Source organism: Pseudomonas sp. microsymbiont 2 (assembly GCF_054788395.1).
On the sequence record NZ_CM139112.1, the window covers coordinates 678,837 to 692,458 of the forward strand.

Consider the following 13,622-nt stretch of genomic DNA (forward strand, 5'->3'; position numbering starts at 1 on the left):
GGTTTTAAAGGCCGAGCTTGGCCATGCGCAGCTTGACCGCGGCCTCGATCCCGGCGGCATCCAGCCCGCACTCGGCCAGCATCTGCGCAGGCTTGGCGTGCTCGACATAGATATCCGGCAGGCCCAGGTGCAGCAGCGGCTTGACCACGCCCTCGCGGGCGAGGAACTCGCCGACGGCGGCGCCGGCACCGCCCATGATGGCGTTTTCCTCGATGGTCACCAGCAGCTCATGGCTGGCGGCCATCTCCAGTACCAGCGCTTCATCCAGCGGCTTGACGAAACGCATGTCGACCACGGTGGCGTCGATCTGCTCGGCCACCTGCAAGGCTTCGGTCAACTGCACGCCGAACACCAGCAGGGCGACCTTGCCGCCCTGGCGGCGGACCACGCCCTTGCCGATCTCCAGCGGCTCGAGGTCGCCGCTGATCGGCGCGTTGGGGCCGGTGCCACGCGGGTAGCGCACGGCGGCCGGGCCTTTGTAGTGGTGGCCGGTGCTGAGCATCTTGCGCAGCTCGTTCTCGTCGCTCGGGGTCATCACCAGCATGCCGGGTACGCAGCGCAGGTACGACAGGTCGTAGGCGCCGGCATGGGTCGGGCCGTCCTCGCCGACCAGGCCGGCGCGGTCGATGGCGAACAGCACGTCCAGGTCCTGCACCGCCACGTCGTGGATCAACTGGTCATAGGCGCGCTGCAGGAAGGTGGAGTAGATCGCCACCACCGGCTTGGCGCCCTCGCAGGCCATGCCCGCGGCCAGGGTCACCGCGTGCTGCTCGGCGATGGCGACGTCGAAGTAGCGCTCGGGGTAGCGTTCGCTGAAGTCGACCAGGTCCGAGCCTTCCTTCATCGCCGGGGTGATGCCCACCAGGCGATTGTCGGCGGCGGCCATGTCGCACAGCCACTGACCGAACACCGCGGAGTACTTCGGCCCGCTGGCCTTCTTCGGCGCGACCGGCTTGTCGGCCGGCTCCAGCTTGGTGATGGCGTGGTAGCCGATCGGGTCGACCTCGGCCGGGGCGAAGCCCTTGCCCTTCTTGGTGACCACGTGCAGGAACTGCGGGCCCTTGAGGTCACGCATGTTGCGCAGGGTGGCGATCAGGGTCGGCAGGTCATGGCCATCGATCGGGCCGATGTAGTTCCAGCCCAGCTCCTCGAACAGCGTGCCCGGCACCAGCATGCCCTTGGCGTACTCTTCGGTGCGCCGCGCGATCTCCCAGGCCCCGGGCAGGCGCGACAGCACTTTCTTGCTGCCTTCGCGCATGCTGGCGTAGGTGCGGCTGGAGAGGATCTTGGCCAGGTAGTTGGACAGGCCGCCGACATTGCGCGAGATCGACATGTCGTTGTCGTTGAGGATCACCAGCATGTCGGCGTCCACTTCCTGCGCGTGGTTCAGCGCTTCGAAGGCCATGCCGGCGGTCAGCGCGCCGTCGCCGATCACGGCGATCGACTTGCGTGGGTCGTTCTGCAGGCGGGCAGCGATGGCCATGCCCAAGGCGGCGCTGATCGAGGTGCTGGAGTGGCCGACACCGAAGGTGTCGTACTCGCTCTCGCTGCGGCGCGGGAAGGCGGCGATGCCGTCCTTCTGGCGCAGGCTGAGCATGCGCTCACGGCGCCCGGTGAGGATCTTGTGCGGATAGGCCTGGTGGCCGACGTCCCACACCAGCCGGTCGTCCGGGGTGTCGAAGACGTAGTGCAGGGCGATGGTCAGCTCGATGACGCCCAGGCCTGCACCGAAGTGCCCACCGGTCTGGCCCACGGTGTAGAGCAGCTCCTGGCGCAGCTCGTCGGCCAGGCTCTCCAGGTCGGCTTCGGCCAGGCGGCGCAAGCCGGCGGGCGTGTCGGCGCGGTCCAGCAACGGCGTGACCGGGCGTTCGCGGGGGATCTCTTGAAACGTCGTGGGCATCAGGCGTGTCGTTATAGGTGTGAAGACGCGGCAGTTTACCCCATTGTAGGAAAAGCTGCCCATTCGGACGGGTGTGCAGAGAGGTCAATGCAACGCGGATCCTGTAGGAGCGGCCTTGTGTCGCGAAAGGGCTGCGCAGCAGCCCCAGGATTTCAGCGTTGACGCAAAAAACGCCGGGGCCGCTTTGCGGCCCTTTCGCGGCACGAGGCCGCTCCTACAGGGTCTATCTCAGGCCTTAGTGGCGGCGTTCGACGATGTAGCGGGCCAGCGCCCGCAGCGGTTCGGCGTGCTCGCCAAAGCCTTGCAGCGTCGCCAGCGCCTGGTCGCGCAGCTCCAGGGCGTAGGTCTTGGCCGCTTGCAGTCCGAGCAGCGCCGGGTAGGTCGGTTTGTCGCGGGCGATGTCCGCGCCCTGGCGTTTGCCGAGGGTGGCGGTATCGCTCTCCACGTCGAGGATGTCGTCCTGCACCTGGAAGGCCAGGCCGATGGCCTGTGCATAAGTTTGCAGGGCATCGAGCTGGGCCTGCCCGGCGCGGCCGCTGGCCAAGGCGCCGAGGCGCACGCTGGCTTCGATCAGCGCGCCGGTCTTGTGCCGGTGCATGTATTCCAGCGCCTGCTGGTCGAGCTTCAGGCCCACCGAGCCGAGGTCGATGGCTTGGCCGCCGACCATGCCGGCGGGGCCGGCGGCCTTGGCCAGGGCCTGGACCATCTGCAGGCGGATGGCGTCTGGCTGCGGGCTCAGGCGTGGGTCGAGCAGGGCGCCGAAGGCCAGGCTTTGCAGGCCGTCGCCGGCGAGAATGGCGCAGGCTTCGTCGAACGCCTTGTGGGTGGTCGGCTGGCCGCGACGCAGGTCGTCGTCGTCCATGGCCGGCAGGTCGTCGTGGACCAGCGAATAGGCGTGGATCAGCTCCACTGCGCAAGCGGCGCCATTGGCCTGTTCAGCCGGGGCGCCGAAGGCTTCGCAGGCGGCGTAGGCGAGCAGCGGGCGCACGCGCTTGCCGCCGTTCATCACGCTGTAGCGCATGGCGGCGTAGAGGCGTTCGAGCTCTTTGGACGGGGCCTGGAACAGCGGCTCGAGGGCCGCGTCGACGCGGGCCTGGGCGCTGGCCTGGTACTGGGCGATCATGCCTGCGGCTCCGCGTCGAACGGCTGTGCGCTCAGCTCGCCGTCGCGTTCCAGCAGGATCTGCACTTTTTGTTCGGCCTGGGCCAGGGCGCCTTGGCAATCGCGGGTCAGGGCGATGCCTTGCTCGAAGGCGGCCAGCGATTCTTCCAGCGACAATTCGCCGTTCTCCAGGCGCTCGACCAGGGCTTGCAGGTCGGCGAGGGATTGCTCGAAATCGAGGGAGGCTTTTTTGCGGGCCATGGCGACTGTCTCGGTGGTGTTCAGAACGGCGCGACACTAGCAGAGCGGGGCAGGGGGAGCAAATTACCGGGGGGTGTCGTTGGTCTTATTTTGCCGTGGTGTTCGGCGCAGGCCTTGCAGCGCCTATCAGATCGAGCGCCGCCCGCGCGGCGCATCGCGACGCAAGGCCGCTCCTACATTTGTTTCGGGCCAGTCCATCCTGCGCCATTGCCTGGTCCGCCTTGTTCGCCCGACGCGGTTTCAGCGTGGGCACCGCTGGCGCCCCATCTGCCTTGAGACATGCGCCAAGGCGGACAGCGGTACTCTCACAGGAATAATTGGCCCGAAACAGATGTAGGAGCGGCCTTGCGTCGCGATGCGCCGCGCGGGCGGCGCTCGATCTCACAGGCGCTGCAAAGCTATCGCCAGGCCCCTGGCAGCCCCACCACGGACCCTCGAAAGCCCTCATCCCAAGCCCGTAAGACAATTCCGAATCTGAAACCAAATCCTTCAGCCTGACAGCGCTTGAGACCTATCCTACGCACCTGCCGGAAGGCTCCGCATTGGCTGGGAAATACCCCGGGGGTAACGTCGCCGGGTCGTCAAATTTGGCGACCGGGTGTGAGAAGCCCGTCGCGAGTTACACAGTCATGGCATTGCTTTCATGGCAGCCGTGCGTGGGCAGGCTTCGGTCTGGCCGCGTTTCTGTGTCCGCGGACTTCTCACCTCGCGCACGGCTGCCACCCACATCTGTGAGAAGGATACGGGCGGTTTTTTCTTCGCTTTGACACAGAGAAAACAGATGAAAAAACAAGTACCTGACCCACCCTACCCAATACCCTACGTCACCATCATCAGCGACCTCGCCCCCGAGGAAGCCATGGCCCAGGCCAACAAGCTGATGGAAACCCTCGCCGACACGGTCCACGCCTACGTGAACTGCCAGCCCGACGACCGTCTCGACGTGATGATGGACAGCGCCGAGATCCTCTCGCAACTGGTACTGGCCCTGATCCGCCATGCCCGAGCCAAAGGGGCACCGATATGAGCGCCGACCTCAAGCCCGGCCCGACCCAGGGCCAGACCACCTGCCTCGAGATTTTCTGCATCAAACCCGGTATCCCATTCGATCACGCCTTCAGCGACCTGTCGGTGCTGCTTGGCTGCGTGGCGCACTTCACCACCGAGGCCGAGTGGAGGGTGATCTGATGGCGGGCAGCGCCGCGCGGATTCTCAGCGGCCTGGCCAAGGGGCTGATCGATGACATGGAGCTGGGGCTGAATCGGCAGCGGTGAGTGGGGCCGCCTTGCGGCCCTTCACGGGTAAACCCGCTCCCACAGGTTCAGGCGATTTCCGTTTCCAGCTCGACCATCGCCTCGCGATAGCGCGCCAGTTCCTCGATGGTCAGCACCGGCAGGTTGTACTGGCGTGCGTAAACCGCCACCTGCTCGCCGCGAGCCATGCTGCCATCGGGGTTCATTAGTTCGCACAGCACCGCCGCCGGGCGCAGGCCGGCCAGGCGGGCCAGGTCCACCGAGCCTTCGGTGTGGCCACGGCGGGCCAGCACGCCACCGTCGCGGGCGCGCAGCGGGAACACATGGCCTGGGCTGACGATATGCCGCTCTTGCGCGGTGGAGCGCAGCGCCGCTTCGATGGTGGTGATGCGGTCCTGGGCCGACACGCCGGTGCTCACGCCCTCGGCGGCCTCGATGGTGACGGTGAAGCCGGTGCCGTGGCGGGCCTGGTTGTTCTGCACCATCGGCGCCAGCTGCAGGGCGTCGACGGTGGCTTCGTCCAGGCACAGGCAGACGATGCCGCTGCAATCGCGGATCATCATGGCCATGGTCTGCAGCGACAGGTTCTCGGCGGCGGCGACGATGTCGGCTTCGTCCTCACGGTCGTCGTCGTCGAGCAGCAAGACAGGGCGCCCTGCCTGGAAGGCGGCGATGGCGGCGCTGACGTTGGGGAATTGCTTGGAATGCATGGTGGACATGAAACGCTCCTCGTGAATGATCGATGAACGTCTCGGGGCGAACAAAATGCGCGCGCAAGGGCGCACCGATGGCCCCCTGCCAAACGCCTTCTTTCATCCGGACTATGACCGTCGGCCCTGGAATCTCACCAGATCTGCTGACCCCCGGCATGGCCGGGGCGCTCGCGGGCTCATCTTTCGATTTACCGCCGGTGGGGACTTTCACCCCGCCCTGAAGACCGGGCAAGCATACAGCAATGTGCCACCTGGTTGGCAAGCGGCTGGTCTACGACTTTTGGCGGTATCATGCGGGGTTGTGCATGCCCCGAGGCAAGTGGTGTGCGTCAAGGACTGAGTCAAGGGAATGGCAGTTGTGGGCATTGCATTTGTTTTGATCAATACCGTGTTTGTGCTGGCGCTGCCTGTGTCATTTGTCGCGCAGTGGCGCATGCAAGGGCGGCAGGCCTCGCATGCGCCGGGAGTGGCCGCGAGGCTGCGCATGCTTCGCCAGGCGGCGACGGTCAGTGACTGGATGGCGCTGCTGATCTTCGCGAGCTTTACTGTTTTCGTGTCGTGCGCGCTGACTATCGAGTTTCTTCAATGCCCCCCTGCACCCTGGATAGCTTATGCCTTGTTGCTGGCGGTCTCTTTGGGAGGACTCCTCCTGTGCTGGCAAGATCAGGGCATCCGCAGTGAGCTGAAGAAGTACCGCGCCGTGCTGTTGCTGGCGGTAGGCCTGATCAGTGCCGCGATTCCTTATCTGGCAGGTCCGTTGGCTGATGCGACGATCAGTCAATTCACCGGGCTGGAGGCCAATGCTTTTCCGCGTGGACAGAACCTGTTCGTACTGATCGTGTCGGTGATTGTCTGGCCGTTGGGCTTGCTACCACTGGGGGCGTTGGTGTCCTGGTTTCTGGTGTATGGGCCGAAATGGACAAAACAGCACAAGGCGTTGAGCGCACGGCTTGGGTATCTGAGCCCACGAGAACGCCCACTCGAAGGTTGCCGCCTGTGGCTGGCGCATTTTAGACGAGCCTCTCTCTTGCTCGCGCTGAACTTCACCACGATCGGTGTGCTGCACACGGCATCGCAACTCGTTTCGACGACGTACGCCAGTCAGAAGCTTAAACAAGCGCTGGTGTTCAGCTCGTTTCATCTGCCTCCCGAGGCGTGCGGCCTGGAACATCAGGTGTCGAAGGACGCGACTCTCGTGCAGATTCGCTTCAAGCTGGCCGTGGTGGCCGTTCCCGACGGTGATGAGGACTATCGCTTCATCAGGTTACCCTGTCGCATCAGCGAAGTTCCGACGCACGCCCCTTGAGAGGGCTGTTATCAGGTGCAGGCCGGCGTTCGCTGTGGGTTGGACATCTCCTCCACGACGCGCCGTAGCGATGCTGACAGCATTGCGCCGTGGGTCAGCCCTTCGAATGGCGCGAGGCATACCGTCAATCCACTCGCTTGCTCCAGGTCCCGTGTCAGCTCACGTATGGGATGTAGCGTATCTGCCTGGATCGGGCCGCGTGGAGTGAGCGGCTCTGCGCTCCCGCGCATCAACAGCAGTCGTGGATGCCGGTCGGGCAAGCGTTCGCGCAAGCCCTGTGCTTCTTTGAGAATGGCGCCGTCGCGCCACCACAGCGAGGGGCTGGCTGCCGCGTATTCGCTGAACAGGCCGGGCCGGGTGAACAGGGTGTGCAGCACCGCCAGTCCGCCGTAGGAATGGCCCCAGAGGGTCTGGCGGGCGGGGTCGATCGGCGCGGTGGCGGCGACCATCGGGCGCATGCGTTGCTCCAGCAGATCGAGGAACACATCCACGCCGCCACTGGGCTGGCCGGTCAGCGGATCGCGCTGCTCGGTCAGGCCAGGCACCACCGGGGTGTAGTCGTAGGTGCGGGCGGCACGCTCGATGCGCTGGTCGGTCTGGTAGCCGATGGCGACCAGCAGCGGCGCCTGGCCCGCGGCGAGCTTTTCCAGTTGTCGCGCCTGCAGAGCGCCGATGGCGGCGTTGCCGTCGAGCATCCACAGCACCGGATAGCCACTGGCGGGCGCGGGGCGGTCGGGCTTGCCGATCCACAGGCGGTAGTGGCGCTGGCCGTCGCGCGAGTCCAGGTCGAGGTGGCTGAAGCGATAGGCCAGGTCCTGGCGTTGCAGCACGCTGCTGTCCATCTTCTGCTCGGGCGCCGGTTGCGCCAGGGCGGGGCCGGTCATGGCCAGGGCCAGGATCAGGGGAAGGATTTTCATCAGACGATCTCGTTATGCACGCCGCTGCCGCGTCGGGCGACGCGGCAGCGGCATGGCCTCAGAAGGAGGCGGTCAGGCTGGTGTAGAGGGTGCGGCCTGGTTCGTTGTAAGTGGCCGCGCCTGCGCCTTCGATGTTGTTCACGCCCTGGGCGTTGCCGGCGCGGTACAGGCGTTTGTCGAACAGGTTGTCGACGCCGGCGGTCACGCTGAGGTTCTTGCTGATGGCGTAGGTGCCGCTGGCGCCGACCAGCGCGTAGGGCGCCAGCTGGTCGTTGGACGAACCGGTCACACGGTCGCCGTGATAGTCGTACTTCTTGGGTTTCTGCTTGCCGTACCAGGCCACGCTCAGTTGCAGCGACAGGTCGTCGCTGGCCTGCCAGTCGAGCATCGAGTTGAGGGTGTAGGCCGGGGTCACCGAGAGGGTGTCGCCGGTTTCCTTGTTCTTCGACTGGAGCATGTAGGTGAAGTTGTTGCTCCACTTCAGTTGTTCGGCCAGCGGGATGGTCAGGGTGCCTTCCAGGCCCTCGACCAGCGCCTTGGGGATGTTCTCCCACTGGTAGATCGCGGCGTTGGCGTAGCTGCCGCTGCCGCCGACGGCGTTGCCGATCTTGCTCAGGCCCGAGTCGATCTTGTTCTTGTAGTCGTTGCGGAAGTAGGTCAGCCCCGCGACCCAGCCGTCACGCTGGAACTCGATGCCCAGCTCCTTGTTCACACTGGTCTCGGCCTTGAGATGCTCGTTGCCTTGCAGGTAGCAACTGGTGCTCTGTCCGTAGCAGCCCTGGCCGCGGCTGTAGAGCAGGTAGTCGGGGTTGAGCTGGTACAGGTTCGGGGCCTTGTAGGCCCGGGCGATGCCGGCCTTGAGGGTGAGGGTGTCGCTCAGCGCATGGGACAGGTTGAGCGATGGGCTCCAGTTGTCGCCGACGATGCTGTGGTGGTCGAAGCGCAGGGCCGGGGTAAGCATGGTGCCGGGCAGCAGCTCGATATTGTCCTCGGCGAACAGCGAGAAGATCTGGGCCTGCGAGGTGGTGCTGCGGCCGGTGCTGGTCAGGCCCGACACGCTGCCGCCTTCGCTGGTGGTCTGGGTGTTGGCGCTGGGGTCGTCGAGTTTCTGCTGGCTCCACTCGCTGCCCAGGGTCAGGGTCTGCTCGCGCCAGGCGTGCAGCGGCAGGTTGAGCTCGCCGTGGGCAGTGAGGTCGCGCAGGGTCGAGGTGTAGAAATCGGCATTGCTGAAAATGCCTTCGGTCCCGCCGGCCAGGCCCTCGTTGACCCGGCTGTTGCGGGTCTTGGCGTACTGCAGGTAGGCCATGGTGCTGCCGAAATCCCAGTCGCCACGGTGGGTGATGGCGTAGTTCTCGCGGTACATGATGTTGGTTTCGTGGCCCAGCAGGTTCTTAACCGTGCTGTTGGAGTTGGTGTTCTGGGTGTCGCCGCTGTAGATGTTGCCCTGGCGGCTGAAACCAGCCTCGAAGTCGAGGGTCTGCTCCGGGCTCAGGTGCCAGCTGAGCAGGCCGTTGACGTCCTTGTTGCGCACGCCTTCACGGCCAGCGGGCAGGGTGCCGGCCTGGTTGCCGGTGCGCGCCGACTGGTGGCCCTGGTTGATGTCCCAGTCGTCTGAATCGGTCTTGGCGACGTTACCGTACACCCGGTAGCTGAGGCTGTCGGTCAGCGGACCGTTGAGGCCGAAGCTCACGCGCTTGGTGGCGCCTTCGTCACCGTGCTGGGGGAAGTTCTGGTACACGGTCATGTTGCCGTGGGTCTGGTTGCCGGCCTGCTTGGTGATGATGTTGATCACCCCACCCATGGCGCCGGAGCCGTAGCGCGCCGCCGCCGGGCCGCGAATCACCTCGATGCGTTCGACCTGGTCGGCCGGCACCCAGTTGCTATCACCGCGGGTGTCGCGCTCGCCACGCCAGCCGTAGCGCACCGAATTGCGGCTGGCGACCGGTTTGCCGTCGACCAGGATCAGGGTGTTTTCCGGGCCCATGCCGCGGATATCGATCTGCCGGTTGTTGCCGCGCTGGCCGCTGGTGGAGTTGCCGGTGAGGTTGACCCCGGGCATGGTGCGGATGATCTGCGACAGGTCGTTGGCCGGCGGGCGTTTCTTGATGTCCTCGGCGGTGATGATCGACACGCCCGGTGCCTGCTTGGTCTCCTCCAGCGCGGTGGCTACCACGCTCTGGCTTTCCAGCTCGATCGGTTCGGGTTGGCTGGCGGCCTGCACGGCGGCGCTGAGCAGGCAGCTGGACAGCAGCAGGAAGGGGGCGAAGGGAAGCGGGCGGGGCGACATGTGGGATCTCCGGCACGGCGGGCTGAATTCAAGAGATCACAGATGGTAATAACTCTTATTTGAGAGTAAAGCGCATTAACTTTCTAAACACTTTCGCTGGCCGGCAGCAGCAGGTGCAGGCACAGGCCGGGATAGCCGTTGCTGGCCCACAGCCGGCCACCCTGTAGTTCGATGGCGCGCCGGGCAATGGCCAGCCCCAGGCCGAAGCCGGCGCCGCTGCCCGGCAGGCGGCGATAGGGCTGGAAGATCCGTTCGAGCTCGTCCTCCGGTACCCCTGGCCCTTGGTCGCGCAGGCACAGGTGCCAGTGCGGGCCTTCACGCCAGCCGTCCAGGCTGACCCGGCCGCCAGGCGGTGAGTGGCGGACGGCGTTGCGCAGCAGGTTTTCCAGGGCCTGGGCCAGGCTGTCCAGATGCGCCTGTACCTGGCAGTCGAGGCCGAGCGCGCATGGCAGCCGTTCGCTGGTCCAGCCGCTTTCGAAGCAGCTGTCCTGGGCCAGGGCTTCCCAGACCGACAGCACCAGCACCGGTTCGGTCACCCGCTGCGGTTGCTCGGTGTCCAGCCAGGCGAGGTCGAGGGTGTCTTCGAGCAGTTTCTGCATGTCGTCCACCTCGCGGTCCAGGCGCTGGCGCAGTTGCTCGGCGGGCAGGCCGCTGTCGTGGGCGATGCGCAGGCGCGCCAGCGGCGTGCGCAGCTCATGGGACAGGGTGCGCAGCAGCAGGCGTTGTTGGTCGAGGCTTTGGCGCAGGCGCGCGGCCATGTGCTCGAAGGCCTGGGCCAGTTCGCCCAGCTCGTCGCGGCGCTCCTGCAGTGGCAGGCCGGGGCTGTCCAGGTCGTCTGCGCGCAGGGCGTCGGCACGGTCGCGCAGGCGGTTGAGCGGGGCCACCAGGTGGCGGTACAGCGCTAGCCCCAGCAGCAGGGCGAGCAGCGCCGGAGCCACGCCATGGGTGACCACGTGGGTCCAGGGCGTCAGGCCGGTGGGCAGCAGGTGCTCGGGGAGCTGGATGACCAGCCGGCCCTCTTGCGGATGATCGGGGAATTCGATGCTCACGTACGGCAGCTCGTCCTGCAGGCGACGACTCATCGGCCAGTCGAGCTTGCGCATGAAGGTCAGCCGGCCGGCTTCCTCGGCGCTCAGCGGCGTGGTGCCGAGGCTTTCCAGGCGCGGGCCGACGATGGCCACCCAGGTGTCTTCCTGGCGCTGCAACTGGTCGCGCAGTCGTTCCACGCCGGTTGCGCCCTCACGGTGCCAGGCCTGCTCGGCCTGTTCGGCGAAGCCTGCCAGGAAGGCGCGCTCGGCGGGGGCGAGAAAGTAGGTGCTGCGCTCGACCGACAGGCCCCAGGTCCAGATCAGCCAGGTCAGCAGCAGGCAGAAGCCGACCTGCAGCAGGGCCAGCTTCCACAGCAGCGGGTGACGGCGCATCAGTGGGGCTCCGTTTCCACCAGGACGTAGCCCTGGCCGCGTACCGCCTGGATTTCCAGATGGCCCGCGCCGATGCCAGCGAGCTTGCGGCGCAGGTTGCAGACATGCACGTCCAGGCCGCGATCGAGACGGGTATAGGGGCGGTGCAGCACGCTCTGGTAGAGGAACGGCTTGCTCAAGGCCTCGCCGGGGTGCTCGCGCAAGGTTGCCAGCAGGCGGTACTCCGAGCCGGTCAGGCCGGCGCTGCGGCCCTGGTGGGCAACGTCATGGTTGACGGGGTCGAAGTGCAGGCTGGCATGCGCCACGGGCGCCGCTGGGCGGCGGTCGAGCGCCACGCGACGCAGCAGGGCATCGACCCGGGCATCCAGTTCGGCCAGGCTGAACGGTTTGGGCAGGTAGTCGTCGGCGCCACGGGTGAAGCCGCTGATGCGGTCCTGTTCGGCGCCCAGCGCTGACATCAGCATCACCGGCACCGCCTGGTGCCGGCGCAGCTCGTCGAGCAGGCTGAGGCCGTCGATGCCGGGCAGCATGATGTCCAGCAGGACCAGATCGAAGCGCCCCTGCTGCAAGGCGGTCAGGGCCTGGGTGCCATGCTCGCAGGCCTGCACGGTGAAGCCGCGCTGCTGGAAATGCTGTTCCAGGCCCATGCGCAGGCGGGGGTCGTCTTCGGCGAGCAGGAGCTTGGGGGACACGGGATGGCCTTGATGAGAATTCATTGCAAATACGAATCATCCCATTGAGCCCGGCACCTGGGCAATGGCCGGATGCTGGCATTCGTCAGGTGGCGCCTGTTTCGCGGGTAAACCCGCTCCCACAGGGACCGCGTGGCAGCGCGGCACCGTGGTTGGCCATCAGCCTGGCTCAGCGGCTGATGAATATCCCGGCGCTCTCGCTGCGGGTCCGCAGGTGGTGGCTTTGGCTCAGCATCGCCAAGGCCAGGGGCAGGTCGTCCAGGGGGAAGGTGCCGGAAATACGCAGATCGACCACGGACGGATCGCAGATCAGGGCTTGCTCGCCGTAACGCATCATCTCTTGGGTCCACTGCAGCAGCGGCATGTCGTCGGCCACCAGCAAGCCGTTGCGCCAGGCCAGCCGGGTCGCGCGCGTGGCTTCGATGGGGCCGAGCCGGTCGCGGGTGAAGAGTACCTGTTGCCCTGCATGAATGACCGTCGGGCTGTCGGCCCGCTCGGGCTGGATACGCACGGCGCCTTCGTAGACCGCGAGCTGAGTCTCTTGCGGCAACTGCCGCACGCTGAACGCCGTGCCCAGCGCCACCATCACCCCTTGTTCGGTCTGCACCCGCAGCGGGCGCGGGTCGGGTGCGGTGACGATGTAGATCTCGCCTCGATCCAGGCGCAGCAGGCGTTGCTCGGCGCTGAAGCGCACGCTCAACGCGGTATTGCTGTTGAGTAACAGCTGGCTGCCATCGGCCAGTAGCACTTCGCGACGCTCACCCACGGCAGTGAGGTAATCGCTGCCGGCCATGCCGCGCCGCCAGATCCACCAGCCCAGGGGCGCCACGCCGACCAACAGGAGCAGGGAGCGCAACACCGCACGGCGGCTGCTGTGCGCTGGGCGGGCCAGGGTCTGCGTGGCCAGCGTCGGCGGCAGGGTGCCAAGCCGCGACAGCAGGCGTTGGGCGCGATGCCAGGCGCGCTCATGCTGCGGGTCGCTGCGCCGCCAGTGTTCCAGTTCGACCTGTTGCGCCGGGCTCAGCGGGCCCTCCTGCATCAGCAGCAGCCACGAGGCGGCCTTGGCCAGTACAGGCTGGGCAATGGGCTGGTCATTCATCGGGCATCTGGCTCAGGCAGGCCACGTAGCCCTCGTGGATGTATTTCTTCACCGTGGGCAGGGCGATGTTCAAGGCCTGGGCGATGTCTTTCTGCTTCATGCCGTCCAGGGTCGCCATCAGGAATGCCTGCCTGACCCGTGGGCGCAGGGTGTCGAGCATGGCGTCGATCTCGTGCAGGGTCTCGAGGATGACGCTCTGCTGCTCGGGAGACGGCTGTTCTGCCTCGGGCACCAGCGCCAGGGCCTGGAGCCAGGCCTGTTCCAGCGAGTGCCGGCGACGCCAGCTGACCAGCACGCAGTTGGCGATGCGGGTCAGATAGGCCCGCGGCTGGCGGATGGTTTCGGGCGGCAGTGTGCCGCGGCTGGCGAGCACGCGCACGAAGATGTCCTGGGCCAGGTCGTCGGCCACGCCGCGCCCCCATGAGCTGAGACGATACGCCAGCCAGCCGCGCAGCCAGGCATGGTTCTCGAGGTACAGCGTGGTGACGGCGCAGGGTGGGCTGCGCAGATAGGGGGGCTTCAAGGCGGTCATGGCTCGACGAGGTCAAGGGCTGCAAATGCAAACAATTATCACTAGATTTGCCTGGATCACAAGGGCAAGTGAAAATGCGAATCGCCTGCATATACCTTTTTCAAACTCGTGCGACAGAGAGGGCAGGAGCCCGCATCCAG

12 protein-coding genes, 1 pseudogene and 1 riboswitch are annotated in these 13,622 nt (G+C 66.2%); of the genes and pseudogenes, 3 read left to right on the forward strand and 10 right to left on the reverse strand.

The features are described from left to right. Positions 1 to 4 precede the first annotated feature (4 nt). The 3 genes from dxs to ACYUME_RS03115 form a co-directional block, all read right to left on the reverse strand. A complete protein-coding gene (gene dxs, locus ACYUME_RS03105) occupies positions 5 to 1,900 on the reverse strand; it encodes a 1-deoxy-D-xylulose-5-phosphate synthase (RefSeq protein ID WP_460418033.1) in 1,896 nt (631 codons plus the stop codon). 235 nt (positions 1,901 to 2,135) lie between these two features. Continuing rightward, positions 2,136 to 3,023 carry a (2E,6E)-farnesyl diphosphate synthase gene (gene ispA, locus ACYUME_RS03110; RefSeq protein WP_279881227.1) on the reverse strand — a complete coding sequence of 296 codons (888 nt, stop codon included), beginning with the start codon at positions 3,021 to 3,023 and terminating at the stop codon, positions 2,136 to 2,138. Beyond that, positions 3,020 to 3,262, reverse strand: coding sequence for an exodeoxyribonuclease VII small subunit (locus ACYUME_RS03115; RefSeq protein WP_279881229.1), 243 nt, complete (start codon positions 3,260 to 3,262; stop codon positions 3,020 to 3,022). The genes ispA and ACYUME_RS03115 overlap by 4 nt, the downstream gene beginning before the upstream one ends. Positions 3,263 to 4,043: 781 nt before the next feature. Between ACYUME_RS03115 and ACYUME_RS03120 the strand changes: the two genes are divergently transcribed. After that, the gene (locus tag ACYUME_RS03120; protein WP_460418034.1) at positions 4,044 to 4,289 is read left to right on the forward strand and encodes a hypothetical protein; all 246 of its coding nucleotides are present in this window, start codon (positions 4,044 to 4,046) and stop codon (positions 4,287 to 4,289) included. Further along, positions 4,286 to 4,536, forward strand: a pseudogene (locus tag ACYUME_RS03125) (DUF3077 domain-containing protein). Before ACYUME_RS03120 ends, ACYUME_RS03125 begins: the two are co-directional and overlap by 4 nt. A 47-nt stretch (positions 4,537 to 4,583) precedes the next feature. On the opposite strand, the gene ribB reads toward ACYUME_RS03125, so the two are convergent. After that, on the reverse strand, positions 4,584 to 5,234 hold the full coding sequence (gene ribB / locus ACYUME_RS03130) for a 3,4-dihydroxy-2-butanone-4-phosphate synthase (protein WP_460418035.1): 651 nt from the start codon (positions 5,232 to 5,234) through the stop codon (positions 4,584 to 4,586). Positions 5,235 to 5,315: 81 nt separating this feature from the next. Next, a riboswitch (FMN riboswitch) is annotated at positions 5,316 to 5,457 on the reverse strand. Positions 5,458 to 5,577: 120 nt separating this feature from the next. On the opposite strand from ribB, the gene ACYUME_RS03135 reads away from it, so the two are divergent. Then, positions 5,578 to 6,534 (forward strand): hypothetical protein, encoded by a 957-nt coding sequence (locus ACYUME_RS03135; RefSeq protein WP_460418036.1) that lies wholly within the window; start codon positions 5,578 to 5,580, stop codon positions 6,532 to 6,534. Between the two features lie 11 nt (positions 6,535 to 6,545). On the opposite strand, the gene ACYUME_RS03140 is transcribed toward ACYUME_RS03135, so the two are convergent. From ACYUME_RS03140 to ACYUME_RS03165, 6 genes are all read right to left on the reverse strand, one after another. Beyond that, a complete protein-coding gene (locus ACYUME_RS03140) occupies positions 6,546 to 7,451 on the reverse strand; it encodes an alpha/beta hydrolase (RefSeq protein ID WP_460418037.1) in 906 nt (301 codons plus the stop codon). 58 nt (positions 7,452 to 7,509) lie between these two features. Further along, positions 7,510 to 9,738 carry a TonB-dependent siderophore receptor gene (locus ACYUME_RS03145; protein ID WP_460418038.1) on the reverse strand — a complete coding sequence of 743 codons (2,229 nt, stop codon included), beginning with the start codon at positions 9,736 to 9,738 and terminating at the stop codon, positions 7,510 to 7,512. 83 nt (positions 9,739 to 9,821) lie between these two features. Further along, entirely contained in the window at positions 9,822 to 11,159 is a 1,338-nt protein-coding gene (locus tag ACYUME_RS03150; RefSeq protein WP_460418039.1) for a HAMP domain-containing sensor histidine kinase, read from the reverse strand. Further along, entirely contained in the window at positions 11,159 to 11,875 is a 717-nt protein-coding gene (locus ACYUME_RS03155) for a response regulator transcription factor (RefSeq protein WP_460418040.1), read from the reverse strand. The genes ACYUME_RS03150 and ACYUME_RS03155 overlap by 1 nt, the downstream gene beginning before the upstream one ends. Positions 11,876 to 12,020: 145 nt before the next feature. Then, positions 12,021 to 12,950, reverse strand: coding sequence for a FecR domain-containing protein (locus ACYUME_RS03160; protein WP_460418041.1), 930 nt, complete (start codon positions 12,948 to 12,950; stop codon positions 12,021 to 12,023). Continuing rightward, on the reverse strand, positions 12,943 to 13,482 hold the full coding sequence (locus ACYUME_RS03165; protein WP_460418042.1) for a sigma-70 family RNA polymerase sigma factor: 540 nt from the start codon (positions 13,480 to 13,482) through the stop codon (positions 12,943 to 12,945). The genes ACYUME_RS03160 and ACYUME_RS03165 overlap by 8 nt, the downstream gene beginning before the upstream one ends. Positions 13,483 to 13,622 lie beyond the last annotated feature (140 nt).

What these genes read in the sequence shown, in the direction of transcription:
- ribB (WP_460418035.1), bottom strand. Translation starts at nt 5,234, where the DNA reads ATGTCCACCATGCATTCCAAGCAATTCCCCAACGTCAGCGCCGCCATC.
- ACYUME_RS03160 (WP_460418041.1), bottom strand. Translation starts at nt 12,950, where the DNA reads ATGAATGACCAGCCCATTGCCCAGCCTGTACTGGCCAAGGCCGCCTCG.
- ACYUME_RS03115 (WP_279881229.1), bottom strand. Translation starts at nt 3,262, where the DNA reads ATGGCCCGCAAAAAAGCCTCCCTCGATTTCGAGCAATCCCTCGCCGAC.
- ACYUME_RS03150 (WP_460418039.1), bottom strand. Translation starts at nt 11,159, where the DNA reads ATGCGCCGTCACCCGCTGCTGTGGAAGCTGGCCCTGCTGCAGGTCGGC.
- ACYUME_RS03140 (WP_460418037.1), bottom strand. Translation starts at nt 7,451, where the DNA reads ATGAAAATCCTTCCCCTGATCCTGGCCCTGGCCATGACCGGCCCCGCC.
- ACYUME_RS03145 (WP_460418038.1), bottom strand. Translation starts at nt 9,738, where the DNA reads ATGTCGCCCCGCCCGCTTCCCTTCGCCCCCTTCCTGCTGCTGTCCAGC.
- ACYUME_RS03120 (WP_460418034.1), top strand. Translation starts at nt 4,044, where the DNA reads ATGAAAAAACAAGTACCTGACCCACCCTACCCAATACCCTACGTCACC.
- ACYUME_RS03165 (WP_460418042.1), bottom strand. Translation starts at nt 13,482, where the DNA reads ATGACCGCCTTGAAGCCCCCCTATCTGCGCAGCCCACCCTGCGCCGTC.
- ACYUME_RS03135 (WP_460418036.1), top strand. Translation starts at nt 5,578, where the DNA reads ATGGCAGTTGTGGGCATTGCATTTGTTTTGATCAATACCGTGTTTGTG.
- dxs (WP_460418033.1), bottom strand. Translation starts at nt 1,900, where the DNA reads ATGCCCACGACGTTTCAAGAGATCCCCCGCGAACGCCCGGTCACGCCG.
- ACYUME_RS03155 (WP_460418040.1), bottom strand. Translation starts at nt 11,875, where the DNA reads ATGAATTCTCATCAAGGCCATCCCGTGTCCCCCAAGCTCCTGCTCGCC.
- ispA (WP_279881227.1), bottom strand. Translation starts at nt 3,023, where the DNA reads ATGATCGCCCAGTACCAGGCCAGCGCCCAGGCCCGCGTCGACGCGGCC.